24 protein-coding genes and 1 tRNA gene are annotated in these 22,376 nt (G+C 70.4%); 9 read left to right on the top strand and 16 right to left on the bottom strand.

The annotated features are described in order from the left end of the window. The first annotated feature begins 105 nt into the window (after nucleotides 1-105). On the top strand, nucleotides 106-291 hold the full coding sequence (locus ACFYM0_RS25370) for a hypothetical protein (protein WP_388505206.1): 186 nt from the start codon (nucleotides 106-108) through the stop codon (nucleotides 289-291). Nucleotides 292-824: 533 nt separating this feature from the next. After that, nucleotides 825-907, top strand: a tRNA-Leu gene (locus tag ACFYM0_RS25375). A gap of 62 nt (nucleotides 908-969) precedes the next feature. On the opposite strand, the gene rdgB is transcribed toward ACFYM0_RS25375, so the two are convergent. The 4 genes from rdgB to ACFYM0_RS25395 all read right to left on the bottom strand — a co-directional run bounded on the left by rdgB (nucleotide 970) and on the right by ACFYM0_RS25395 (nucleotide 3,349). Continuing rightward, nucleotides 970-1,587 carry an RdgB/HAM1 family non-canonical purine NTP pyrophosphatase gene (rdgB, locus tag ACFYM0_RS25380; RefSeq protein ID WP_388505208.1) on the bottom strand — a complete coding sequence of 206 codons (618 nt, stop codon included), beginning with the start codon at nucleotides 1,585-1,587 and terminating at the stop codon, nucleotides 970-972. A 43-nt stretch (nucleotides 1,588-1,630) separates the two neighbouring features. Beyond that, nucleotides 1,631-2,041, bottom strand: coding sequence for a hypothetical protein (locus tag ACFYM0_RS25385; protein ID WP_388505211.1), 411 nt, complete (start codon nucleotides 2,039-2,041; stop codon nucleotides 1,631-1,633). A gap of 99 nt (nucleotides 2,042-2,140) precedes the next feature. After that, nucleotides 2,141-2,872: a ribonuclease PH gene (gene rph, locus ACFYM0_RS25390; protein WP_388505213.1), complete on the bottom strand. Its 732-nt coding sequence runs from the start codon at nucleotides 2,870-2,872 to the stop codon at nucleotides 2,141-2,143. A 132-nt stretch (nucleotides 2,873-3,004) separates the two neighbouring features. Continuing rightward, nucleotides 3,005-3,349, bottom strand: coding sequence for a glucose PTS transporter subunit EIIB (locus ACFYM0_RS25395; protein ID WP_388505217.1), 345 nt, complete (start codon nucleotides 3,347-3,349; stop codon nucleotides 3,005-3,007). A gap of 174 nt (nucleotides 3,350-3,523) precedes the next feature. On the opposite strand from ACFYM0_RS25395, the gene ACFYM0_RS25400 reads away from it, so the two are divergent. Together ACFYM0_RS25400 and ACFYM0_RS25405 are read left to right on the top strand one after the other, a co-directional pair. Then, nucleotides 3,524-4,825 carry a PTS transporter subunit EIIC gene (locus ACFYM0_RS25400; RefSeq protein ID WP_388505218.1) on the top strand — a complete coding sequence of 434 codons (1,302 nt, stop codon included), beginning with the start codon at nucleotides 3,524-3,526 and terminating at the stop codon, nucleotides 4,823-4,825. Between the two features lie 390 nt (nucleotides 4,826-5,215). Continuing rightward, on the top strand, nucleotides 5,216-6,484 hold the full coding sequence (locus tag ACFYM0_RS25405; protein WP_388505221.1) for a PTS transporter subunit EIIC: 1,269 nt from the start codon (nucleotides 5,216-5,218) through the stop codon (nucleotides 6,482-6,484). Between the two features lie 137 nt (nucleotides 6,485-6,621). Here ACFYM0_RS25405 and ACFYM0_RS25410 read toward each other — a convergent pair whose 3' ends face one another. Beyond that, nucleotides 6,622-7,374, bottom strand: a complete 753-nt coding sequence (locus ACFYM0_RS25410; protein ID WP_388505224.1) for an MBL fold metallo-hydrolase — start codon at nucleotides 7,372-7,374, stop codon at nucleotides 6,622-6,624. 242 nt (nucleotides 7,375-7,616) lie between these two features. Here ACFYM0_RS25410 and ACFYM0_RS25415 point away from each other — a divergent pair, with 242 nt between their 5' ends. Together ACFYM0_RS25415 and ACFYM0_RS25420 are read left to right on the top strand one after the other, a co-directional pair. Next, a complete protein-coding gene (locus tag ACFYM0_RS25415) occupies nucleotides 7,617-8,036 on the top strand; it encodes a hypothetical protein (protein ID WP_388505227.1) in 420 nt (139 codons plus the stop codon). Nucleotides 8,037-8,080: 44 nt separating this feature from the next. Next, nucleotides 8,081-8,380, top strand: a complete 300-nt coding sequence (locus ACFYM0_RS25420) for a DUF488 domain-containing protein (RefSeq protein WP_388505230.1) — start codon at nucleotides 8,081-8,083, stop codon at nucleotides 8,378-8,380. 519 nt (nucleotides 8,381-8,899) lie between these two features. On the opposite strand, the gene ACFYM0_RS25425 is transcribed toward ACFYM0_RS25420, so the two are convergent. The 7 genes from ACFYM0_RS25425 to clpS all read right to left on the bottom strand — a co-directional run bounded on the left by ACFYM0_RS25425 (nucleotide 8,900) and on the right by clpS (nucleotide 13,697). Further along, nucleotides 8,900-9,850 carry a cysteine synthase gene (locus ACFYM0_RS25425; protein WP_327252950.1) on the bottom strand — a complete coding sequence of 317 codons (951 nt, stop codon included), beginning with the start codon at nucleotides 9,848-9,850 and terminating at the stop codon, nucleotides 8,900-8,902. Then, nucleotides 9,850-10,137: a MoaD/ThiS family protein gene (locus ACFYM0_RS25430; RefSeq protein ID WP_254383264.1), complete on the bottom strand. Its 288-nt coding sequence runs from the start codon at nucleotides 10,135-10,137 to the stop codon at nucleotides 9,850-9,852. The genes ACFYM0_RS25425 and ACFYM0_RS25430 overlap by 1 nt, the downstream gene beginning before the upstream one ends. Before the next feature lie 92 nt (nucleotides 10,138-10,229). Further along, a complete protein-coding gene (locus tag ACFYM0_RS25435) occupies nucleotides 10,230-10,337 on the bottom strand; it encodes a putative leader peptide (protein WP_323182362.1) in 108 nt (35 codons plus the stop codon). A gap of 99 nt (nucleotides 10,338-10,436) precedes the next feature. Continuing rightward, entirely contained in the window at nucleotides 10,437-10,859 is a 423-nt protein-coding gene (locus tag ACFYM0_RS25440; protein WP_388505235.1) for a Mov34/MPN/PAD-1 family protein, read from the bottom strand. Between the two features lie 85 nt (nucleotides 10,860-10,944). Further along, nucleotides 10,945-12,366, bottom strand: coding sequence for an amino acid permease (locus ACFYM0_RS25445; protein ID WP_388505238.1), 1,422 nt, complete (start codon nucleotides 12,364-12,366; stop codon nucleotides 10,945-10,947). 402 nt (nucleotides 12,367-12,768) lie between these two features. Beyond that, on the bottom strand, nucleotides 12,769-13,383 hold the full coding sequence (locus ACFYM0_RS25450) for a DUF2017 domain-containing protein (protein WP_388505240.1): 615 nt from the start codon (nucleotides 13,381-13,383) through the stop codon (nucleotides 12,769-12,771). After that, nucleotides 13,383-13,697, bottom strand: coding sequence for an ATP-dependent Clp protease adapter ClpS (clpS, locus tag ACFYM0_RS25455; RefSeq protein WP_254383268.1), 315 nt, complete (start codon nucleotides 13,695-13,697; stop codon nucleotides 13,383-13,385). Before clpS ends, ACFYM0_RS25450 begins: the two co-directional genes overlap by 1 nt. 81 nt (nucleotides 13,698-13,778) lie before the next feature. Between clpS and ACFYM0_RS25460 the strand changes: the two genes are divergently transcribed. Both ACFYM0_RS25460 and ACFYM0_RS25465 read left to right on the top strand, forming a co-directional pair. Next, nucleotides 13,779-15,107 (top strand): nicotinate phosphoribosyltransferase, encoded by a 1,329-nt coding sequence (locus ACFYM0_RS25460; RefSeq protein WP_388505243.1) that lies wholly within the window; start codon nucleotides 13,779-13,781, stop codon nucleotides 15,105-15,107. 232 nt (nucleotides 15,108-15,339) lie between these two features. Next, nucleotides 15,340-15,939, top strand: a complete 600-nt coding sequence (locus ACFYM0_RS25465) for an isochorismatase family protein (protein WP_388505246.1) — start codon at nucleotides 15,340-15,342, stop codon at nucleotides 15,937-15,939. 121 nt (nucleotides 15,940-16,060) lie between these two features. Here ACFYM0_RS25465 and ACFYM0_RS25470 read toward each other — a convergent pair whose 3' ends face one another. Both ACFYM0_RS25470 and ACFYM0_RS25475 read right to left on the bottom strand, forming a co-directional pair. Beyond that, complete coding sequence (locus ACFYM0_RS25470; protein WP_327252956.1) at nucleotides 16,061-16,396, bottom strand: hypothetical protein; 336 nt, start codon at nucleotides 16,394-16,396, stop codon at nucleotides 16,061-16,063. 110 nt (nucleotides 16,397-16,506) lie between these two features. Then, nucleotides 16,507-18,912, bottom strand: coding sequence for an immune inhibitor A domain-containing protein (locus tag ACFYM0_RS25475; RefSeq protein ID WP_388505249.1), 2,406 nt, complete (start codon nucleotides 18,910-18,912; stop codon nucleotides 16,507-16,509). Nucleotides 18,913-19,427: 515 nt separating this feature from the next. Between ACFYM0_RS25475 and ACFYM0_RS25480 the strand changes: the two genes are divergently transcribed. Beyond that, complete coding sequence (locus ACFYM0_RS25480; RefSeq protein WP_267821196.1) at nucleotides 19,428-19,715, top strand: hypothetical protein; 288 nt, start codon at nucleotides 19,428-19,430, stop codon at nucleotides 19,713-19,715. 99 nt (nucleotides 19,716-19,814) lie between these two features. On the opposite strand, the gene ACFYM0_RS25485 is transcribed toward ACFYM0_RS25480, so the two are convergent. Continuing rightward, the gene (locus tag ACFYM0_RS25485; protein ID WP_388505252.1) at nucleotides 19,815-20,585 is read right to left on the bottom strand and encodes an RDD family protein; all 771 of its coding nucleotides are present in this window, start codon (nucleotides 20,583-20,585) and stop codon (nucleotides 19,815-19,817) included. A gap of 264 nt (nucleotides 20,586-20,849) precedes the next feature. Next, nucleotides 20,850-22,319, bottom strand: coding sequence for an RDD family protein (locus ACFYM0_RS25490; RefSeq protein WP_388505255.1), 1,470 nt, complete (start codon nucleotides 22,317-22,319; stop codon nucleotides 20,850-20,852). Between the last annotated feature and the right edge of the window lie 57 nt (nucleotides 22,320-22,376).

The raw sequence follows: 22,376 nt of genomic DNA on the forward strand, positions 1-22,376 counted from the left end.
CGGGCCGCGCTGCTTGTCGGGTGAAATCAGCCGTAACCGTCCGACTATCGGTCCGTTACTCCGTACGAGGGCCGCACGTGCGGCCGAGAGACGGAGGGGGCGCGGATGCCGATCAGCCCGTACACGAGGGAGCGCCTCACGGAGGCTGCGGCGAGCTCACGCACGCTGACGGAGGCGCTGGAGAAGCTGGGGGTAGCCCCGAAGAGTCCGACGAGGCGGTACCTGCACGACCGCATGCGGAAGCCGGGCGTGGACGTCTCGCACTTCGAGAGGGTGGAGGCCCTCAAGTAGACGAGGGCGATCCTGGCGGAGGCCGTCGCGGCAATCTTCGGCTGGTCTGCCCGAACTGCCACTCCACGACGGACACGTACCGCGGCCGCGCCAAGAGGCGCGGATGAACAACTTGAAGCGACGGAGCTACGTCAAAGACGAGGACAGCCTCTCGACAGCACACTTCCTCGGACAGGCCCATCAACGTGGCAAGAAGAGTCCCACCCCTGTGAAGACCGCCGAGGACATCCTTGTGAAGCACGACGGGCTGCGACGCACCCGCACCCAACTCCTGCGGCGCGCGCTGCGGGAGATCGGCGTCCCGGAGTGTTGCGACATGTGCGGGACAGACCCCAGGTGGCTCGGGCGGCCCATGACTCTGGAGGTCGACCACGTCAACGGGGACTGGAGCGACGACCGCGCCACGAACCTCCGGCTGCTATGCCCTCACTGTCACGCCGTCACCAGCACTTGGTGCCGCGGAGGCCGTCGCCACCGTGAGAGCCGAATCTCGGCCCGCAAAGCACCGCGTTCCGGCTAGGATTGTGGCGCGCGCGGCCGTTGCTGAACGGTATAAGCGGAGGCTTTAGGTGCCTCTGGACGAAAGTCCATGTGGGTTCGAATCCCATCGGCCGCACGGATCATGGAATCGAAGGCCCAGCTCTGAGAGCTGGGCCTTCGGCATGACACGGGACGACGTCAGCCCAGCAGCTCCCTCACCGCCGGGACCAGGGCTCGGAAGGCCTGGCCTCGGTGGGAGATGGCGTTCTTTTCCGCCGCCGTGAGTTCCGCGCAGGTGCGGGACTCGCCCAGGGGCTGGAGGATCGGGTCGTAGCCGAAGCCGCCCGTGCCCGCCGGGGTGTGGCGCAGCGTGCCCAGGAGGCGGCCTTCGACCACGCGTTCGGTGCCGTCCGGGAGGGCGAGGGCGGCCGCGCAGAAGAAGTGGGCGCCGCGGTGTTCGTCGCCGATGTCGCCGAGCTGGGCCAGGAGGAGCGCGAGGTTCGCGGCATCGTCGCCGTGGGCGCCGGCCCAGCGGGCCGAGAAGATGCCCGGGGCGCCGTTCAGGACGTCCACGCAGAGGCCCGAGTCGTCGGCGACGGCCGGCAGGCCGGTGGCCCGGGCCAGGGCGTGGGCCTTGAGGAGGGCGTTCTCGGCGAAGGTGACGCCGGTTTCCTTGACGTCCGGGATCTCCGGGTACGCGTCCGCGCCGACCAGTTCGTGCGACAGGCCGGCGGCGGACAGGATGGCGTGGAGCTCCGTGACCTTGCCCGCGTTGCGCGTGGCGAGGATCAGGCGGCTGGGCTGCGTGGAGGTCATGCAGCCATTATCCGGGCCGCCCTCCGGCCGCCGGGCCGCGGGCTCAGCCCGGGGTGCAGACCTTCGAGATCTCCTTCGCCGCGTCCGCGACCGGGGTGACGTCGGGAGCCGTGGTGCCGCTCTCGATGGAGGTGCGGACGTTCTGGACGGCCGTGTTCATCGAGGAAATGGCCTTGCTCAGGTCGGCGTTGTCCGTCTGGTCGCCGACCTTCTTGAGGTTGGCCTCGATCGCGTTGAGCGCGTTCTGGGCGTCCTGCGGGCTGTTGCCGGCCTGCGAGACCGCCTGCTGGAGGTCGTTGGCGCCGTCCGTGATGGCGACCGCCGTGCTCGCGCAGTCCATCGCGGTCGAGATCGCGTCGCAAGAGGTGATCGCGGGTATGGCGAGCGCTGCCGTCAGGGCGACGGCTGCCAGGCGGTACTTCGGCTTCACTTCGGCCCCCAGGAGGATGTGCACGGATACAGACGTTCGGGTACGTGGACGGGCGCACGGCTTCGACGCCGTGCACCCGTATGCCAAGAGACGCACGGACGGGCCGCGCGGTTGCCACCAGCGTCAGAGGGCGAGTTCCAGGGCGCTCAGCTGGAGGGCTTCCAGGTCGGCGCAGCCGCCGGCGGCCAGGTCGAGGAGGGCGTTGAGTTCCTTGCGGTCGAAGGGCTCGCCCTCGGCCGTGCCCTGGACCTCGACGAAGCGGCCGTCGCCGGTGCAGACCACGTTCATGTCGGTCTCGGCGCGCACGTCTTCCTCGTAGCAGAGGTCGAGGAGCGGGACGCCGTCGACGATGCCGACGCTGACGGCGGCGACGGTGCCGGTCAGGGGCTTGCGGCCGGCCTTGATGAGCTTCTTGCCCTGGCCCCAGGAGATGGCGTCGGCCAGGGCGACGTAGGCGCCGGTGATGGCCGCGGTGCGGGTGCCTCCGTCGGCCTGGAGGACGTCGCAGTCCAGGACGATGGTGTTCTCGCCGAGGGCCTTGTAGTCGATGACGGCGCGCAGCGAGCGGCCGATCAGGCGGGAGATCTCGTGGGTGCGGCCGCCGATCTTGCCGCGTACGGATTCGCGGTCGCCGCGGGTGTTCGTGGCGCGGGGCAGCATCGAGTACTCGGAGGTGACCCAGCCTTCGCCGCTGCCCTTGCGCCAGCGCGGGACGCCTTCGCTGAAGGAGGCGGTGCAGAAGACCTTGGTGTCTCCGAAGGAGACGAGGACGGAGCCCTCTGCGTGCTTGCTCCATCCGCGTTCGATGGTGACCGGGCGGAGCTGTTCGGGCGTACGGCCGTCGATGCGAGACATGGGACCGAGCCTAGCCGGTGCGGGCCCCGGCCCGGGTCGCTGCGAAAAGACCCCGTCCGGGTGCGTCCGGCCGGGGTCCTGTCGTACGTAAGGGTGCGCGCGGGGGCGCGCGCGTGAGCCGGTGGGCTCAGCTCACATCATGTCTTCGATGTCGGCGGCGATGGGGTCGGCGTCGGTACCGATGACGACCTGGATCGCGGTGCCCATCTTGACGACACCGTGGGCGCCGGCGGCCTTCAGCGCGGCCTCGTCGACCTTGCTCGGGTCGATGACCTCGGTGCGCAGGCGGGTGATGCAGCCCTCGACCTCTTCGATGTTCTCGATGCCGCCGAGCCCGGCGACGATCTTCTCAGCCTTGGTGGCCATGTGTTTCTCCCTGAGTTCTACGAAGAACGAGTCCGACTGACATCCGGCGTCCGGCGTCCGTGACGCCCGCCGCCCGACCGACCGACCAACCAGGGCGGTCCGCTTCGTCACGGTAACCCACGATTGGCCCAGCTATGCGGGCACATGCCCGCTATCTGCCGAATGATGACGATCAGCACCAACCTGCCCTCGGGCGGGTGAAATGCGACCGCAACACAAGTGGTCTACACCAGTGTGCCGCAAGTGTCGCGACTGCCAAAAACGGGCCGGTCAGGGAGGACGCGGATGAGCGCGAGCAGCGCCGCAGCAGTGCCACAGCCGAAGTGGTGGAACGGCTTGTTCCAAGGGCTGCAGAAGATGGGCCGGAGCCTTCAGCTGCCGATCGCCGTCCTGCCGGCGGCCGGCATCCTGAACCGGTTCGGCCAGGACGACGTGTTCGGCAAGGACGGCCTGGGCTGGACGAACGTCGCCAAGGTCATGGCCGCCGCGGGCGGCGCGCTGCTCAACGCCGACCTCGGCCTGCCCCTGCTCTTCTGCATCGGCGTCGCGATCGGCATGGCCAAGAAGGCCGACGGCTCGACGGCGCTCGCGGCGGTGGTCGGCTTCCTCGTCTACCGCAGCGTGCTGCGCGTCTTCCCCAAGGACTGCCCGACGGGGACGAAGGACATCGGCGGTGGCTGCCTGGGTCCCGACCAGACCTTCGCCGAGTACACCTTCCAGAACCCCGGGGTCTTCGGCGGCATCATCATGGGTCTGCTGGCCGCCTGGTTCTGGCAGCGCTACCACCGGGTCAAGCTGGTGGACTGGCTGGGCTTCTTCAACGGCCGTCGCCTGGTCCCGATCATCATGACCCTGGTGGCGATCGCCTTCGCCGTCCTGTGCCTGTTGATCTGGCCGCCGATCGGCGACGCGCTGGAGAGCTTCTCGGACTGGCTGATCAGCCTGGGGTCACTGGGCGCCGGCATCTTCGGCGTCGCGAACCGCGCGCTGCTGGTGATCGGCCTGCACCAGTTCCTGAACGTGCCGGTGTGGTTCCAGTTCGGCAGCTACACCAAGCCGGACGGATCGACCGTGCACGGTGACATCCCCATGTTCCTGGCGGGGGACCCGAACGCCGGCCAGTTCCTCACCGGCTTCTTCCCCATCATGATGTTCGCCCTCCCGGCGGCGGCGCTGGCGATCACGCACTGCGCGAAGCCGGCCCGGCGCAAGGAGGTCGGCGGTCTGATGCTGTCGGTCGGCCTGACTTCTTTCGTCACCGGCATCACGGAGCCGCTGGAGTACTCGTTCCTCTTCCTCGCGCCGCTGCTGTACGCGGTCCACGCCGTGCTCACGGGTGTGTCGATGGCGGTGACCTGGGCGTTCGGGGTCAAGGACGGTTTCAGCTTCTCGGCCGGCCTGATCGACTACCTCATCAACTGGAGCCTGGCGACGAAGCCCTGGCTGATCATTCCGATCGGCCTGTGCTTCGCGGTCGTCTATTACGGCATCTTCCGCTTCGCGATCACCAAGTGGGACATCAAGACGCCCGGCCGGGAGTCCGACGAGGAGATCGAAGCGATGCAGGCGGAGAACACCAAGGCATAGCCGGCGGCCGGGATCTCCGGCCCCCGCCGGCCCCCCTCGAGCGTCACCCGGGCCGGGCCCGAAGCCCCTGCGGGCTTCGGCGAAGGATCCGTGCGGGGCCGGCCGAACGCCCCTCCCGTCACGCCACAAGCCCTGCCCAGGGCGCCCATAGGAGAGTCGAAGGCCTTCGGACCCACAGGGTCCGAGGGCCTTTGTCGTGTATGCCCGACTGTGTCCTCCCCCACGAAACCGGAGGGTTCCTTACCTGAACCTCACGTGCTACAACTGGTCTACACCACTGAGTGGTGTAGACCACGTAGGCCTTTCGGCCTCGCGGTCCCCCTTTCCCGAGACGCCGCCACCCCCCCTTTTCATGTCCCCAGGCAGCGCCTTGTCCACTGGAGGAAGACCATGTCCACAGCCACCGCTGCGGAAAAGAAGAAGGGCGCTGGCGTGATGGCCGTCATGCAGCGCATCGGCCGGAGCCTCATGCTCCCCGTTGCGGTGCTGCCCGCCGGCGCACTCCTGCTCCGCCTGGGCGCGGGCGACATGCTCGGGAAGGACACCCTCCCGTCCTTCGTGAACAAGATCGCCGGCTACATGGCCGCCGGTGGTGGCGCGATCCTCGACAACATGGCGCTCCTGTTCGCCGTCGGCATCGCGATCGGCTTCGCCAAGAAGTCCGACGGTTCGACCGCACTCGCGGCCGTCACCGGCTACCTCGTCTTCCAGAAGGTGCTCGCCACCTTCACCGACAGCAACCTGCCCAAGGTCGCCAAGGTTGACGGCGACAAGATCATCCACGTGGACGCCGCGGTCAACGCCGGTGTCCTCGGCGGCGTCGTGATGGGTGTCATCACCGCCCTGCTGTACCAGAAGTTCTACCGGACCAAGCTGCCGGACTGGGCGGGCTTCTTCGGCGGCCGCCGCCTCGTCCCGATCCTCTCCGCCTTCGCGGGTCTGATCACCGGCATCGTCTTCGGTCTCATCTGGCCGGTCCTCGGCACGGGTCTGCACAACTTCGGTGAGTGGCTGACCGGTTCCGGCGCCGTCGGCGCGGGCATCTTCGGTGTCGCCAACCGCGCGCTGATCCCGATCGGCATGCACCACCTGCTGAACTCCTTCCCGTGGTTCCAGGCCGGCTCCTTCGACACCCCGACCGGCGCGGTCCACGGTGACATCGCCCGCTTCCTGGCCGAGGACCCGACCGCCGGACAGTTCATGACCGGCTTCTTCCCGATCATGATGTTCGCCCTCCCGGCGGCCTGCCTCGCGATCGTGCACTGCGCCCGCCCCGAGCGCCGCAAGGTCGTCGGCGGCATGATGTTCTCCCTCGCGCTCACCGCCTTCGTGACCGGTGTGACCGAGCCGATCGAGTTCACCTTCATGTTCATCGCCCCGGTCCTCTACGCGATCCACGCGGTCCTGACCGGTGTCTCCCTGGCGCTCACCTGGGCCCTGGGCATGCGGGACGGCTTCGGCTTCTCCGCCGGCGCCGTGGACTTCGTCCTGAACCTCGGCATCGCGAACAACCCGTGGGGCCTGGCCGGCATAGGCCTCTGCTTCGCGGTCGTCTACTACTTCGTCTTCCGCTTCGCGATCACCAAGTGGAACCTCCCGACCCCCGGTCGCGAGTCCGACGAGGAGCTCGCCGAGCTGCTCAAGGCCGAGGCCAAGTAGCAAGCACCACACCGTAATTCCGAGGGCGTGCACACCAATCCGGTGTGCACGCCCTCGGGCGTGTGCGGAATCCACGAGCGGCCCTGCAACCAAGCCTGACGGGCCGGCTGTACGAGCTCCAGGCCACCTTGGCCAGGTCAGACCTCGTAGACCGCGCCCGTGTACGCCAGCTCCACCGGGCCGTCGTAGACCGCGCGGGCATCGGCCAGGTTGCGTTCGGCGTCCGTCCACGGCGGGATGTGCGTCAGGACGAGCCGCCCGGCGCGGCCGGCGCGGGCGAACTCTCCGGCCTCGCGCCCGTTGAGGTGGAGGTCCGGGATGTCCTCCTTGCCGTGCGTGAAGGAGGCCTCGCACAGGAACAGGTCGGTGTCCTCGGCGAGCAGGCCCAGCTCGGGGCAGGCGCCCGTGTCGCCGGAGTACGTCAGCGAGCGGCCGCCGTGCTCGACGCGGATCCCGTAGGACTCGACGGGGTGGCAGACCTTCTCGGTGCGGACCTGGAACGGGCCGATCTCGAAGGTTCCGGACTTCAGGGTCCGGAAGTCGAAGACCTCGCTCATGGAGCGCTCGTCGGGGACGTCCTCGTAGGCGGTGGACAGCCGCTTCTCGGTGCCCTCGGGGCCGTAGACGGGAATGGTGCCGCAGCGGCCGCCCTCGTGGCGGTAGAAGCGGGCGACGAAGTACGCGCACATGTCGATGCAGTGATCGGCGTGCAGGTGGCTGAGGAAGATCGCGTCGAGATCGTAGAGCCCGATGTGCCGCTGGAGCTCGCCGAGGGAGCCGTTGCCCATGTCGAGGAGCAGCCGGAAGCCGTCGGCCTCGACGAGGTAGCTCGAACAGGCCGATTCCGCGGACGGGAACGAGCCCGAACAGCCGACGACGGTGAGCTTCATGGAGCGTGAACCTCCGTGGACGGTCCGTGGACGGAATGCGGGCCGTGCGTGGGTCGAGCGTAAGGCGCGAAACGTCCGGTCGCTCCTCCGCGGCAGGCCGTTGTGGGGCGAATCACCTGAGCTGTCACCCGGGGGAGCGACGGGGTGGACGCGGGTTGCCGTCCGGCGTGCGCCGCGGTGCGCGCCGCCGCGGTGCGTGCCGCTGCCATGCCGGGGGTGCCGGGCAGGACTACGGTCGGAGTATGGACACGTCCTGGTGGCCGGCGGTCGCCGCGGTGGTGGTCGTGATCCTGCTGGTGCTCCTCCCCCGGCGGGTACGGCGGGCCGCGGATCCCCCGCACGGACCGGGACCGCTGCCGCGGCCGGAGGCCGGTGAGCTGTGGTCCCTGGAGGACGGACGGCCCGTCCTCGTGCTGGGCGTACGGGGCCACCGGGCACGGATCGCGCGGATCACCGGGAAGTACGACGACCGGCGCGCCGGGGTGATCCCGCTGCCGCCGGGAGTGGTGGGGGCCCGGGGCGGGTTCCTGGAGGCGGACCGGGTCGTGGAGGTGTCGGTATGGGAGTTCGCGCGGGCGCGGCCGCTGGGGACGGTGGATCCGGCGGTGTGGGACGAGGTGAAGGGGCTCGGGGGGCTCGGAGGACCGGGGCCGTCCGGCTGAAGCGGGTCTACGATCCCCCGGAGCCGGAGCTGGACGGGGTCCGGGTGCTCGTGGACCGGCTGTGGCCGCGGGGGCTGTCGAAGGAGGCGGCGGGGGTCGACGAGTGGGCGAAGGCGGTTGCCCCGTCGGGGGAGCTGCGGAAGTGGTTCCACGGGGGCGGGTCGGTGGCGGAGTTCCGGGAGCGGTACGCGGTGGAGCTCCGCTCGGAGGAGGCGGTGGCGGAGCTGTCGCGGCTGCGGTCCGTGGCTGCGGCCGGGCCGGTCACGCTGCTGACTGCCGTCAAGGAGCCGGGGGCCGGTCATGCGGGGGTGCTGGCCGCGCTGTTGGAGGACGTGCCTTCCTGACGCGCCGCTCGCCCAGCGCTGCCCTGGCGGGCCTCACCGGCTTCGCCCCGCTGCGCCGGACTCCGTCCGGCGGGGCCGGTCGGGGCTGCCGCCACCGCCGTCCCGGCGCGGTGCCCGGCGGGCGGGTGCGGTGTCCCCTACCCGCCCTTCCGCCGTTCCCCGGGCGCTGCCCGGACCCCGAAAGACCCTGGGGCTCCGCCCCGGACCCCGCGCCTCAAACGCCGGCGGGGCCGGATGCACCCAGCGCTGGAGGAACGGAGGTACGGGGGCCGGCCCCCGGAACGGGTCCGGGCAGCGCCCGGGGAACGGGCGAAGGGCGGGTAGGGGACCCCGCCCCGCAGGGCACACTCACCCGCACCCGCACCCGCCCACCGGACTCCGCGGCGGGACGGCGGTGGCGGAAGCCCCGACCGGGCCACCGCCGGACGGAGTCCGGCGCAGCGGGGCGAAGCCCGGGAGGCCCCCCGGGGCCGAGCGGTGCGAGCTCCGCGTCAAAAAGGTGCGCGTCGGGGAGGCCGGCTACGCCCAGAGTTGGCCCTGGAGGACTTCGATGGCTTCCTCCGTGGTGGCCGCCGTGTAGACGCCCGTCGAGAGGTACTTCCAGCCGCCGTCGGCCACGACGAAGACGATGTCGGCCGACTCGCCCGCCGCCACCGCCTTGCGGCCGACGCCGATCGCCGCGTGCAGGGCCGCGCCCGTGGAGACACCCGCGAAGATGCCCTCCTGCTGGAGGAGCTCGCGGGTGCGGGTGACCGCGTCCGCCGAGCCCACCGAGAAGCGGGTGGTGAGGACCGAGGCGTCGTACAGCTCGGGGACGAAGCCCTCGTCGAGGTTGCGCAGCCCGTAGACGAGGTCGTCGTAGCGCGGTTCCGCCGCGACGATCTTGACGCCCGGGACGTGCTCGCGCAGGTAGCGGCCCACGCCCATGAGCGTTCCCGTGGTGCCGAGGCCCGCCACGAAGTGGGTGATCGAGGGGAGGTCGGCAAGGATCTCCGGACCGGTCGTGGCGTAGTGGGCGCCCGCGTTGTCCGGGTTGCCGTACTGGTAGAGCATCACCCAGGAGGGGTTCTGCGCCGCCAGTTCCTTCGCGACGCGGACGGCCGTGTTCGAGCCGCCCGCCGCCGGCGACGGGATGATCTCGGCTCCCCACATGGCCAGCAGGTCGCGCCGCTCCTGGGAGGTGTTCTCCGGCATGACGCACACGATGTTGTAGCCCTTGAGCTTCGCGGCCATGGCGAGGGAGATGCCCGTGTTGCCCGAGGTGGGCTCCAGGATCGTGCAGCCGGGGTACAGCCGGCCGTCCTTCTCGGCCTGCTCGACCATGTGGAGCGCGGGGCGGTCCTTGATCGAGCCGGTCGGGTTGCGGTCCTCGAGCTTCGCCCAGATCCGGACGTCGTCCGAGGGCGAGAGCCGGGGCAGGCGTACCAGCGGCGTGTTGCCGACCGCGGCCAGGGGGGAGTCGTAGCGCATTACTTCGATCCGCCGGCTACGGCCGGGAGGATGGTGACGTTGTCGCCGTCCTTGAGCGCGGTGGAGATGCCGTCGAGGAAGCGGACGTCCTCGTCGTTGAGGTAGACGTTGACGAAGCGGCGCAGCTCGCCGCCCTTGGCCTCGTCGATGATGCGCTCCTGGATGCCCTTGTGGCGGGTCTCCAGGTCGGAGAACAGCTCGGAGAGCGTCGCACCCGCGCCCGTGACGGCCTTCTCGCCGTTGGTGTAGGTGCGGAGGATGGTGGGGATGCGGACCTCGATGGCCATGGCAGGCTCCAGTCAGAATGGTGAAGGGAAGACGGGCGAAGCGAAGCGGAGCAGGCGTGAGCCGCCGCGGCCCGCGAGGGGGCCTGCGGGGCTCAGGCGGCAGTACAGATGGCGCTGGCGAGGCGGCACAGGTCGACGTGCAGCCGCGCCACAAGCAGCAGCCTGCCGGGCGTCTCGATGCTCACGTCGTGGGAAACCATGCGGTCATGTTAACGATTCCCGGTGCCTGGTTTGGAGTGTGATCCCGCATTGTGGACGGATATCGCTCACATACTGAGAAGTAGCCCTGTGCCGGTGCCTCAGTAGGCCGCTACGACCTGCACTTCTTCCTCGGTGATCACGCCTTCCACGATCCGGTACGACCGGAACTGGAACTCCCCGAGGCCGTCCTTGTCGGCCGTGGAGACCAGCACGTAGTGCGCGCCGGGCTCGTTCGCGTAGGTGACGTCCGTGCGCGAGGGGTAGGCCTCGGTCGCGGTGTGCGAGTGGTAGACGACGACGGGCTCCTCGTCCCGGTCGTCCAGCTCGCGGTAGAGCTTCAGCAGGTCCTTCGAGTCGAACTCGTAGAACGTGGGCGACCGGGCGGCGTTCAGCATCGGCACGAACCGCTCCGGACGGTCGGTGCCCGCCGGGCCGGCCACCACGCCGCAGGCCTCGTCAGGGTGGTCCTGGCGGGCGTGCGCGACGATCTGGTCGTACAGGGCCTGGGTGATGGTCAGCATGAGCGACAGGATAAGCAGACGGGCCCTCCCGTACCGAGGACTGGTACGGGAGGGCCCGGATGGTGGACAGGGCCCTTACGGCGCCTTAGGAAGCCTTGGTGAAGGCGGCGGAGCGCGGGTCGCGGGACTTCATCACCAGGTAGGAGACGCCCAGCAGCAGACCCCACAGCGGGGCGCAGTAGAGCGAGACCCGGGCGTCCTTGTCGACGCCCATCATCACGATGACCATGCCGATGAAGGCCAGGGCGAAGTAGCTCGTGTACGGGGCGCCGGGGGCGCGGAACGGGGACTTCGGCAGGTCTCCGCGGTCGGAGGCGGCGCGGTAGCGGATCTGGCAGACCAGGATCATGATCCAGGCCCACATGCCGGAGATGGTGGCGAAGGAGACGACGTAGTCGAAGGCCTTGCCGGGGGCCACGTAGTTGATCCAGACGCCGACCAGCATCAGGGCCGCCGAGAAGGTGGTGCCGACCAGCGGGGTGCCGCTCTTGGTGAGCTTGGTGAAGAACTTCGGGCCCTGGCCGTTGAGGGCGAGGTCGCGCAGCATGCGGCCGGTGGAGTACATGCCCGAGTTGCAGGAGGACAGGGCCGCGGTCAGGACGACGAAGTTGACGATCGCGGCGCCGACGCCGAGGCCCATCTTCTCGAAGGCGGCGACGAAGGGGCTGACGCCGGGCTGGAACTCGTGCCAGGGGACGACCGACAGGATCATGATGAGCGCGCCGACGTAGAAGACGGCGATGCGCCACGGCACGGTGTTGATGGCCTTGGGCAGGGTCTTCTCGGGGTCCTTGGACTCGCCGGCGGTGACGCCGACCAGCTCGACGGCGAGGAAGGCGAACATCACGATCTGCAGGGTCATCAGCGTGCCGCCGAGGCCCTTGGGGAAGAAGCCGCCGTCGTTCCACAGGTTGGTGACGGTGGCGGTGTCCGCGGCGTCGGAGAAGCCGATGGTGAGGATGCCGGCGCAGATCAGGATCATGCCGACGATGGCGGTGACCTTGACCATGGAGAACCAGAACTCCAGCTCGCCGAAGAGCTTCACGGAGATCAGGTTGGCGCCGTAGAGGATGACGGTGAAGATCAGCGCGTACGCCCATTGCGGGAAGCTGTCATGGGTCCAGTACGACATGTACTGCGCCGCGGCGGTGACTTCGGTGATGCCGGTGACCACCCAGAAGAGCCAGTAGGTCCAGCCGGTCACGTAGCCCCAGAAGGGGCCGAGGAACTCCCGGGCGTAGTCCGAGAAGGAGCCGGACACCGGGCGGTACATGAGCAGCTCGCCCAGGGCCCGCATGATGAAGAAGATGACCAGGCCCGCGATGGCGTAGGCCAGGATCAGGCTGGGGCCGGCCTTGGAGATGGCCTTGCCGGCGCCCAGGAAGAGGCCGGTGCCGATGGCGCCGCCGATCGCGATCATCTGGATCTGGCGGGCGCCGAGTGCGCGGTGGTAACCGTCGCCCTCGCCTGTGTCGTGCTGCTGCTCGTCGACCTGTACGGAGGTCATGTCTTGGTGCGCCTTTCTCCACGCCGACCCGCGCCACGACTGGCAGCGGATCGGGTCCTCGATCCCCCCGGATACGGATGGAGTTGCACGCCGGCGATCAGCCGGTTCAAGCAGGCCGGGGGGCATGGGTGGCGCCCCGTCGGCGGTCGTGAAGATTTATCACGTGCTTATGGGCGCATGAGGGAAGAAAATGTGACGCAGGGCATAAAAAAATCAGGACAGAGGTCCTGAAATGGATCAGATCACCACATCGTGGTGATCTGATCGTTATCCGGATTTGAGGGTCCGCTGAGCGAACGGCCGACCCGCTTGAGGATCTTCAGAGGGTTCCCCGGAGGTTCCTCGGCGGATCCCCCGGAGGTTCCTCGGCGGATCCCCCGGAGGTTCCCCCGGGAGGGCTTCTCAGTGGGTCCCGGTGAGCGTCTCGATGAGGGTCTCCTGGAGACCTCCGAGCCAGAGGTACGCCATCACCATCGGCTTGCGCGGATCGTCGTCCGGCAGCCGGAACAGCACGGCGCTCTCGTCGTCCTCCGTGATGTCGAGGCGGGCCGCGATGGTGAGCCGCAGGTCGTTCAGGGCCCCCAGCCAGCGCAGCCGCAGCTCCCCGTCGACCTCCAGGACGGCCGCCCCGTCGCCGGCCGGGCTCAGCCCGTCCAGGCTCCGTACGACGGCCAGCGCGTCCTCCCGCTTGCGGGAGCGCAGGTCGTTCTCGGTGAAGCGGCGGAACTCGGCCGAGTGGGCCCGCAGCTCCTCCGCGTCGGCGTCGGCAGGGGTCTCCGGGCCGCCGTAGGCGTCGGGGAAGAGCCGGGCCAGGGCCGGGTCGGAGGGGGGCTCGGTCGGGCCGTCGGAGGAGGCGAAGAGCGCGGCCAGCGGGTCGGCGTCCGGATCGGGCTCCGGATCGCCGGGACCGATGAGTTCCAGCAGCTGTACGGCCAGGGAGCGCAGGATCGAGATCTCGATCTCGTCCAGGGCGATGGCGGCCCCGCCGGCCTTGAGGGGCTCGAACACGCCGCCCATCAGTTGCGGTCCTGGGACATGGTCGCCCAGAGGCCGTAGCCGTGCATGGCCTGCACGTCCCGTTCCATCTCCTCGCGGCTGCCGCTGGAGACGACCGCCCGACCCTTGTGGTGGACGTCCATCATCAGCTTGTTCGCCTTGTCCTTGGAGTAGCCGAAGTACGCCTGGAACACGTACGTCACGTAGCTCATGAGGTTGACCGGGTCGTTGTGCACCAGGGTCACCCACGGGACGTCGGGTTCGGGGACCGCGAAGGTCTCTTCGGCCGATTCGGTGCGTTCGATCTCAACAGGAGCAACACTCACTTGTCCCATGCTGCCACTGACGGGGGCCCGTCGCACAAACGGGCCCCTACATCTCGTCACTTTGACGAGATGTGCGCTAGCATCCGTCGCATGAACCCTGCGGACCTGGGCCTGCCGGTGGACGTGCCGTCGACAGCGCTCTTCACGGACCATTACGAGCTCACGATGTTGCAGGCCGCGCTGGCCAACGGCACGGCCGACCGCCGCTCGGTCTTCGAGGTGTTCACCCGCCGGCTCCCCGAGGGGCGCCGCTACGGGGTGATCGCGGGGACCGGCCGGGTGCTCGACGCGGTGGAGAACTTCCGCTTCGACGGCGCCGTACTGGAGTTCCTGCGCGAGCGGAACGTCGTCGACGCCCGCACCCTGGACTGGCTCGCCGCCTACCGCTTCTCCGGCGACGTCTGGGGCTACCCGGAGGGCGAGGTCTACTTCCCCGGCTCCCCGGTCCTGCGCGTCGAGGGCAGCTTCGCCGAGTGCGTGCTGCTGGAGACGGTGATCCTGTCGATCCTCAACCACGACTCGGCGATCGCCGCGGCCGCCTCCCGGATGTCCTCGGCCGCGGGCGGCCGGCCGCTGATCGAGATGGGCGCCCGGCGCACGCACGAACTGGCGGCCGTCGCCTCGGCGCGCGCCGCGTACGTCGGCGGTTTCACCTCCACCTCGGACCTCGCGGCCGGCTTCCGGTACGGGATCCCCACGGTCGGCACCAGCGCGCACGCCTTCACCCTGCTGCACGACAGCGAGCGCGACGCCTTCACCGCCCAGGTCGCCTCGCTGGGCGGTTCCACCACGCTGCTGGTGGACACCTACGACGTGGCGGAGGCGGTCCGGACGGCCGTGGAGGTGGCCGGGACGGACCTCGGCGCCGTGCGGATCGACTCCGGGGACCTGTTGCTGGTCGCGCACCGGGTGCGGCAGCAGCTCGACGAGCTGGGGGCGACCGCGACGAAGATCGTGGTGACCTCGGACCTCGACGAGTACGCGATCGCCTCGCTGGCGGCCGCGCCGGTGGACGCGTACGGGGTCGGCACCCAGCTGGTGACGGGCAGCGGGCACCCGACGTGCTCGATGGTCTACAAGCTGGTGGCGCGGGCGGCCTCGGCCGATCCGAAGGCGCCGCTGGTGTCGGTGGCGAAGAAGTCCTCGGGCGGCAAGACCTCCGTCGGGGGACGCAAGTGGGCGGCCCGCCGGGTCGACTCCGAGGGGATCGCGGAAGCGGAGGTCCTCGGGACCGGGCCGGTGCCGGCGGCGCTGGCGGACAAGCAGCTCCTGGTGGAGCTGGTCAAGGGCGGCGAGGTCGTGGCCCGCGAGTCCCTGGAGACGGCCCGCGACCGCCACCGCGAGGTCCTGGCGGGCCTGCCGCTGTCCGCCACCCAGCTCTCGCGCGGCGAGGCCGTGATCCCGACCGAGTACGCGTAGCGCCCGGAGGCCGGGGGCCGGGCCCTGCGGGGCTCGTCCCCGACCCGCCCTTCCACCGTTCCCCGGGCTCCGCCCGGACCCGGTCACGCCGGCGTTCGAGGTGCGGGGTGCGGGGCGGAGCCCCGCGAAAGGGGGCTGGGGGCGGAGCCCCCAGTTTCGGGAAGGGGCGGGGTGGGGGAAGAGCCCCCGCAGGGTCCCCGCCCACCACACACCAAGCCGAAGGGCACCGGACATGCACCGCGCACTGATCGTCGTCGACGTACAGAACGACTTCTGCGAGGGCGGCAGCCTCGCGGTCACCGGCGGAGCCGACGTCGCCGCCGCCATCACCGAGCTCATCGGCCAGGCCACCGCCGGCTACCGGCACGTCGTCGCCACCCGCGACCACCACATCGACCCCGGGTCCCACTTCGCGCACCCCCCGGCCCGGCCGGACTACGAGACCTCCTGGCCGGTGCACTGCGTCGCCGGGACCGAGGGCGTGGGATTCCACCCGAACTTCGCGCCCGCCGTCGCCTCGGGGGCCGTGGCAGCCGTCTTCGACAAGGGCGCGTACGAAGCGGCGTACAGCGGGTTCGAGGGCGCGGACGAGAACGGCCGCGGGCTCACCGAGTGGCTGCGCGACCGGCAGGTCACCGAGGTCGACGTGGTCGGGATCGCCACCGACCACTGCGTCAAGGCCACCGCCCTGGACGCGGCCCGCGCGGGGTTCCGTACGCACGTGCTGCTGGACCTGACGGCCGGAGTGGCCCCGCACACCACGACCCGCGCGCTGGCCGAGCTCCGGGAGGCCGGTGTGGAGCTGAGCGGGACCCCGGTGGTGGCCGGCTGACACCGGGGCACCGGCGTAGGCCCGGCGGGGCGCCTGCGGGGCGCCTGCGGGGCGCCTGCGGGGCGCCTGCGGGGCCGCTCGGCCCCGCCCCGGCCGGCCCCCGCCCGCTCGAGCCGCCCGGTCAGCCCAGCAGGGCCCTGATCGGGTGCCACAGCTCCGCCGCCCGGTCCGGCGCGCAGCGCCAGAGCAGGCCGTCGGGGTGGTGCAGGACGGCCGTGATCTCGTCCGGAGTAGGCGGCTGGGCGTTGCCTCGCAGGTAGACGGCGCGCAGTCCGAGGTTCCGCAGCCTGGTCAGGGCGCGGGCCCGGTTCACCGCGTGCACCAGCACGCGGACGTTTCCGCCTTCGGCTCCGCCTTCGATGCCGCCCTCGACGGCACCTTCCACGGACGGTCTGGGCAGCGTGAGCGCGACGACCACGCTGCCGCCTGGCAATCGGACGAAACCTCCACCGGGCATGTCTTCATCTCCCCCGTCAATAAGAAACTCAGCCCACGCATCTAAACGCGAACGGCCGCCGCCCGCTAGGGGGCGACGGCCGATCATGCTTTGACCTGCGGTTTTGCCGATTACTTAACGGACGGGCCGACCTCGACCGTCATGACGAGACCGTCGTAGGTCTCCTTCACGATCTTGATCTTGGTGTTGGTGTCAGTTGTCTTCACCGAGCCGGTCGGGTTCTCGTCGTAGAAGTACTTGCCCTTGTGGTCGTCGAAGACGAGCTGCGCGGGCTTGGGCTTCAGGAAGAGCTCCTGGCCGTTCTTGTGCAGGGTGATCGCGTCCGTCTTGTACGCGCTGAAGGCGGCGTCGTACGGCTGGATCTTGTTGCGCAGCAGGGTGCCGTCCGACCACTTCATCGGCTTGGCGTTGGCGTCGATCGGAAGGATCAGACCGGCGCCGGGGTGCTGGCTGGTGTTGTTGTCCTTCTGGGAGGTGTCCCACTGCCAGATCAGGAGACCGTCCTGGTAGGCGTAGTGCTCGACCCAGTTCGGCTTCGTGTTGGCGAAGCCGAAGTTGTACGGACCGACCTTGAGGGTCTTGTCGTACGAGACGTAGCGGCGGTTCTCGGCCAGGTAGTACTGGGCGTACTCCTTGGTGAAGCCGGCGCCGACGCGGGAGAAGCCCTTGCCGGTCCAGCCGTTGTCGCCGTTCTCGGCACCGTCGGTGAACAGCGTGGCGCCGTCCGCCGTGATGCTGAGCGCGTCGCCCGTGAAGCCCTTGCCGCCCGCGCCGCCGTCCGTCTGGTAGCGGAAGCGGAGGTCGACCTTCTTGCCCGCGTAGGCGTTCAGCGAGTAGTTCAGGTTCTTCCAGCCGCCCGAGACGCCGGTGAGCGACGGGCTGTTGGAAGCGTCGACCGGGATGGCCACACCGTCGGCGGTGCCGGCGAGCGCGGTCCAGGTGGCGCCACCGTCGGTGGAGACCTCCGTGTACAGGAAGTCGTACTCCGCCTCGATGTCCCACCAGCCCTTGAGCGACAGGGCCGCGGAGGACTTGCCGGTCAGGTCGACCGAGCGCGTGAGGGTGTTCTTGAGGTCGTCACCCATGTTGCTCCACCACTGGGAAGCACCCTCGGCGGGAGCGACGATGTCGGTGGTGACCTTCTTCTTGGGAAGGTCGACGAGGAGCGCCTGCTTGTCCTTGGTGTTGTACTCCGAGACGCCCAGCTTGTGGGTGGACTTCGTCGCGGCCTTGGCCTTGTCGTAGTTCAGCCAGCCCAGCTGGAACTTGTCCCAGGCGGTCATGTCGCCCGGGAGGTCGCCTATGGAGTCCTTGCCGTTGCCGAGCCAGGAGCCGGCCGACATCAGGGACCAGAAGCCGACCGAGTTCTCGCCGCCACCGGAGGTGTCGTAGAGGTCCGGCAGGCCCAGGTCGTGGCCGTACTCGTGCGCGAAGACGCCGAGGCCGCCGTTCTCGGGCTGCATCGTGTAGTCGCCGACCCAGATGCCGGTGCTGCCGATCTGGGTGCCGCCGGCCTTGTTGTTCGCGGGGCCGTTCTTGCCGGCCTCGGTCCCGTAGGCGTACCAGCGGTGGGCCCACAGGGCGTTGGTGCCCTGAACGCCGCCGCCGGCCGACTCGTCCTCGCCCGCGTGGACGATCTGGAAGTGGTCGATGTAGCCGTCGGGCTCGTTGAAGTTGCCGTCGCCGTCGAAGTCGTAGCGGTCCCAGAGGTCGTACTGGGCGAGCTGCGCCTTGATCTGGGCGTCGGTCTTGCCGGCCTTCTTCTGGCCCTCGGCCCAGGCGGTCACGCCGTCCTTGACCGTGTCCCAGACGTTGGCGCAGTTGGTCTGGCCGCAGTAGTTCGAGCCGTAACGGGCCTCGTTGTACGGGACCTTGACCCAGTCGGCCACCTCGCCGTCGACCGAGTAACGGCCCGAGGAGGTCTTCTCGTAGTAGGTCTTCAGCGAGTTCTTGCCCTTGCCGGTACCGAAGTACAGGTCCTGGAAGTACGCGCGGTTGAAGTCCTTGCGCCAGGCCGTGCTGTTGTTCACCGCACGGTCGGGCTGGGCGATCTGGTTGTGCATCGGGCCCGGGTTGCCGCCGTACTTGGGCACGGCCGGCTTGGGACCGGGGCCGTCCGGGTCGAACGTGGTGGTGTTGTCCACCTGGTCGCCGAAGTCGACGAGGATCGTGAAGATCTTGTCGGTCTTCTCGCGGCCGAGCTCGACGTACTTCTTGTCGTCGAGCTTGACGACCTTGGAGGCGCCCCGCTGCTCGACGCCCTTCTTGCCGCTCAGCACCTGCTCCAGGGCAGCCTTGCGGGCCTGCTCCTGCTGCTTGCTGAACGGGCCTTCGAGGTTGTGCTTGACCTGCTCCTTCGAAGGAGCGGTCGGGTCCTGGCGGTCCGCGGCAGACACCTTCGCACCCGGGTCTGCCGTGGCCATCGTGAAGGCGGCGCCGGTGGCCGCCGTCGCTGCCAGGGTCACGCCGATTGCGGCGGCGCGCAGCGCTCGTCTTCTGGCCGAGTTGCTGGTCACTTGATGTCGTTCCCCTCCCGCGGCCGCGAAGTGGTGCGGAACTTCTCCGTAGGAGTGGGGGGTTCCGTGCGGCGCGCGTCTCAAGTGACGACATTTGACCGGAGAGTCGCAAGAAAAGACAGACCTTGACTTGTTCCTTACAACTGCACTATGCGGTCATCGAGTTCCGCTATTCGGACGTTCCGCGGCCATAGGGGACGAACGGTACTTCTGGCCCGGCGTCGCACCCCGCCCCGGACTCGCCCCGTACTGGTGCCGGACCCGCGGTGGACCCGTAGCGGACCCGTGCTGGATGCCATCGAACCCCACCCGTCCCATCCGCCCCTCCCCGCCCCCCGGGCCCCCCGGGCCCCAGGGATGCTCCCCGTGCGCCCCCCGTGCTCCGCTGCTTCCCGTCGCATGAGTGAGGTCACGCTTACCGACAGTTCCGCTCGGGCATCCACCGTCGTAGAGTCACTCGACGCCAGACCTGGTCCGAGCCGACTCCCCCTCCCGCTTCGAGGACGGAAATCGCCATGCCGCGTCCGACTGCCGCACAGCTCGCCTACGGGTCCGCCACCGTCATCGTGTCGACGATCGCCATGCTGCTGCTCTCGCAGACGAGCACGGGACTCGGCGTCGCGGTCATCTCCGCCGCCGCCCTCGCCCTCGGGCTCCTCGTCGCGCTCACCGTGCCGCTCCCGCGCCGGCGCGGGAGGCACGCGGCGACCCGTACGAGGACCGCATCGCCGGTGCCCGACACCGTGCCCCAGGACGTTGCGGCCGGTGCCCCCGCCCCGGTGGAACACCCCGTGCACCACTGACCGGACACCGCCGGCCCGCCCCGGACCACGGCACGGCACACCGAGGCGCGGGCGGCCTCCCCCGTGGGGAGGCCGCCCGCGCGTTCGGACCGGGTGCCGCTAGGTGGCCTGGACCACCACGGTCTTGGCCACCTTGTCGTGCAGACCCTGCTTGTAGGGCTTGTCGACGAGCATCGAGATGACGAGCGCGATCGGCCACAGGCAGAAGCAGCAGATCAGCGTCGGCAGCCAGAGCACGGCCGACCGGCTGAGAGCGGCGTTGGACTGCGGGACGCTGCCGTCGTTGAGCATCGCGACGCGCAGGCCCATCCACTTCTTGCCGAGGGTCTGGCCGTTCTTCTTGACGAACCACCAGTCGTAGCCGACGTAGGCGACGATCGAGATCAGGGTCATGACGAGACCGCTGCCGCTGTAGGACTTGGTGATGACCTCGGTGACGTCCTCGCCCTGGTTCGTGTCGACCGTGTAGCGGTTGCGGTCACCGGCGAACAGCTGGATGACGAACAGCGGGACGGCGATGATCAGCAGGTCGATGACGCGGGCGACGAGCCGCTTGCCGAAGTCGGCGAGCGGCGGCATCCCGGCGAGCGGGTCGGGCATGCCGTAGCCGCCACCACCGCCGTACGGGTCGCCACCGCCCGCGCCTCCGTACGGGGGCGGTGGGGGCGGGTAGCCGCCTCCGCCGGGCGGGGGAGGCGGCGGATAGCCCCCGCCACCTCCGGGCGGAGGCGGCGGGAAACCTCCACCGGCGCCTGCGGGCGGTGAGCCGTACGGCGAACCACCCGACGGCGGAGGCGTCGGTTCCTGGGGCTTCTTGAGGAACGGGTCGTCCTCGGGCGGCTGGCCCGGCGGCGGCTGGTCGGTGCTCATGGCCCGAGTCGAACCCGGCCCGCAGCGGCCCGCAACGGGAACGCGTCCATTCGGGGGACGGGCGTGCGGGAGACGGCCAACGACAGGGCCTGGGGCCTGTCGTCAAACTCCCGTCGTCGCCCGAAGGGCGGCCTCGCGGCGTCTGGTGCGTGCTCTCGGCGTGCCGGGCGGAAGCCCGTGTACCGGACGTACTTGGCTGCCGTTCGGTGCGGCGAGAGCGCGTGCCAGGCGTCGCGAGGCAGACGGGAGTTTGACGACAGGCCCCTAGCGGGCCACGTACGTCCCTGCCGCCCGGTCGTGGAGGGTCCGGCGCCGCCGGCGGTCCGCGAGGGCCCACAGGGCCCCCGGGAGGCCCAGGAGGGCGTACACGAGCCAGCGGCGCAGTGCCGCGCCGAAGCCGGGCGGGCGCAGCGTGGCGGTGGCCAGGACCCGTACGCCGAGCAGCTTCTTGCCCGGAGTGCGGCCCCAACGGGCCGTGGGCAGGGCTTCGTAGAGGACGCCGAAGAGGAGGACGGCGCCCAGTACGAGGCCCAGCGAGCCCGCGGTGGTCCCGTCGAGCAGCCACACGGTGGTGGTCCGGCCGCCCGCCCGGGCGGCGTCCACCTTGGCCTGGAGGTGCGCGGTCGCCGCGGGCACGAGGGGCAGCGCCGCCCCGGTCGCGACGGCGGCGTACACGAGGCAGTCCAGCAGCCGGGCCGTCGCGCGGCGCACGAGCCCGGCGGGGCGCACGGCCCGCTCCGCCATCCGCTCGAACACCGCGCGGCCGGTCCCCGCGGGTCGCTCCGCGCGGTTCGGGGTCTCTACGGGGGCCGCGCGCCGGGCGGGCTCCGCCGCGACGGCCGGGGCAGCCGGGGCGGGGGCGGGGCGCTCCGCGGAGGGTGCGCGCTCCGGGGCCGCGTCCGGGAGCGGCGCGGCCGGGGCGGCGGGCCACGCGGGCTCCTGGGCGGCGGCGCGGGCGGCTGCCGCGGCCTCGCCGGCCGGGGAGGGAGCCGACAGGATGCCGAGGCCGCCCGGGGCGGCGGAGCCGGAGACCTGCGCGGGCAGGGCGGCCGAGACGGGGGCCGGTGCCGAGCGGTGGGCCGGGGCCTGGGCCTGCACCTGGGCATGCGCCTGCGCCGGGCGGGGGGCGGGGGCCGGTACCGGCGGGCGGGCCAGGGAGATCCCGCCGGGGCGGGCGGCCGCGGCCTCCTCGTGCTCATGGCCCCAGGACACCCGGTGGTCGCGCGGCCCGCCGAACCCGGCCTGGTGGAGCGGGTCGACCTGCCATCCCGCGGGCTCGGGGTCCGCACCGGACCCGCCCCAAGCCCCGGACTCCGCCCGGGCGGCGGGCTCCGGCCAGGCCTCGGGCTCCGACCGGTGCGCGGGCTCGGAGCGGTAAGCGGACTCCGACCGGCGAGCGGCCTCGGCCTGGGGAGCGGGCTCGGCCTGGGGAGCGGGATCGGGCCGCAGGGCAGGCTCCGCCCGGGGCGCGGCCGGCTCCGGCCAGGCGTCGCGGGCCGGGTGCGGAGCCGGTTCCGGCCGGGGCTCCGGCCATCGCTCCGGCTCACGCAGCGCCTCGCTCATTCCCGTCTGGTCGAGGAACACGGGACCCGTCTCGTCGGCAGGGGCCGCGGGGCGGCTCGTACCGGGAACCCAGTTCAGGCCGTTCCAGAACCTGACGTACCCGGGGATGGACGGATCGGGGTAGTAGCCCTCGCGGGCCGCGTGCTCGCCGTCACCAGGGGAGGCCGTCAATGTCCCCAACTCCGATCGTGGCTTGAGGCTTCTTGCAGGGGTGGACCATAGCCAAGA

Source organism: Streptomyces sp. NPDC006487 (genome assembly GCF_042870555.1).
Lineage (GTDB): Bacteria > Actinomycetota > Actinomycetes > Streptomycetales > Streptomycetaceae > Streptomyces.

What these genes read in the sequence shown, in the direction of transcription:
- ACFYM0_RS25370 (WP_388505206.1), top strand. Translation starts at nt 106, where the DNA reads ATGCCGATCAGCCCGTACACGAGGGAGCGCCTCACGGAGGCTGCGGCG.
- rdgB (WP_388505208.1), bottom strand. Translation starts at nt 1,587, where the DNA reads ATGACCTCCACGCAGCCCAGCCGCCTGATCCTCGCCACGCGCAACGCG.
- rph (WP_388505213.1), bottom strand. Translation starts at nt 2,872, where the DNA reads ATGTCTCGCATCGACGGCCGTACGCCCGAACAGCTCCGCCCGGTCACC.
- ACFYM0_RS25400 (WP_388505218.1), top strand. Translation starts at nt 3,524, where the DNA reads ATGAGCGCGAGCAGCGCCGCAGCAGTGCCACAGCCGAAGTGGTGGAAC.
- ACFYM0_RS25405 (WP_388505221.1), top strand. Translation starts at nt 5,216, where the DNA reads ATGTCCACAGCCACCGCTGCGGAAAAGAAGAAGGGCGCTGGCGTGATG.
- ACFYM0_RS25410 (WP_388505224.1), bottom strand. Translation starts at nt 7,374, where the DNA reads ATGAAGCTCACCGTCGTCGGCTGTTCGGGCTCGTTCCCGTCCGCGGAA.
- ACFYM0_RS25415 (WP_388505227.1), top strand. Translation starts at nt 7,617, where the DNA reads ATGGACACGTCCTGGTGGCCGGCGGTCGCCGCGGTGGTGGTCGTGATC.
- ACFYM0_RS25425 (WP_327252950.1), bottom strand. Translation starts at nt 9,850, where the DNA reads ATGCGCTACGACTCCCCCCTGGCCGCGGTCGGCAACACGCCGCTGGTA.
- ACFYM0_RS25430 (WP_254383264.1), bottom strand. Translation starts at nt 10,137, where the DNA reads ATGGCCATCGAGGTCCGCATCCCCACCATCCTCCGCACCTACACCAAC.
- ACFYM0_RS25435 (WP_323182362.1), bottom strand. Translation starts at nt 10,337, where the DNA reads ATGGTTTCCCACGACGTGAGCATCGAGACGCCCGGCAGGCTGCTGCTT.
- ACFYM0_RS25440 (WP_388505235.1), bottom strand. Translation starts at nt 10,859, where the DNA reads ATGCTGACCATCACCCAGGCCCTGTACGACCAGATCGTCGCGCACGCC.
- ACFYM0_RS25445 (WP_388505238.1), bottom strand. Translation starts at nt 12,366, where the DNA reads ATGACCTCCGTACAGGTCGACGAGCAGCAGCACGACACAGGCGAGGGC.
- ACFYM0_RS25450 (WP_388505240.1), bottom strand. Translation starts at nt 13,383, where the DNA reads ATGGGCGGCGTGTTCGAGCCCCTCAAGGCCGGCGGGGCCGCCATCGCC.
- clpS (WP_254383268.1), bottom strand. Translation starts at nt 13,697, where the DNA reads ATGGGACAAGTGAGTGTTGCTCCTGTTGAGATCGAACGCACCGAATCG.
- ACFYM0_RS25460 (WP_388505243.1), top strand. Translation starts at nt 13,779, where the DNA reads ATGAACCCTGCGGACCTGGGCCTGCCGGTGGACGTGCCGTCGACAGCG.
- ACFYM0_RS25465 (WP_388505246.1), top strand. Translation starts at nt 15,340, where the DNA reads ATGCACCGCGCACTGATCGTCGTCGACGTACAGAACGACTTCTGCGAG.
- ACFYM0_RS25470 (WP_327252956.1), bottom strand. Translation starts at nt 16,396, where the DNA reads ATGCCCGGTGGAGGTTTCGTCCGATTGCCAGGCGGCAGCGTGGTCGTC.
- ACFYM0_RS25480 (WP_267821196.1), top strand. Translation starts at nt 19,428, where the DNA reads ATGCCGCGTCCGACTGCCGCACAGCTCGCCTACGGGTCCGCCACCGTC.
- ACFYM0_RS25485 (WP_388505252.1), bottom strand. Translation starts at nt 20,585, where the DNA reads ATGAGCACCGACCAGCCGCCGCCGGGCCAGCCGCCCGAGGACGACCCG.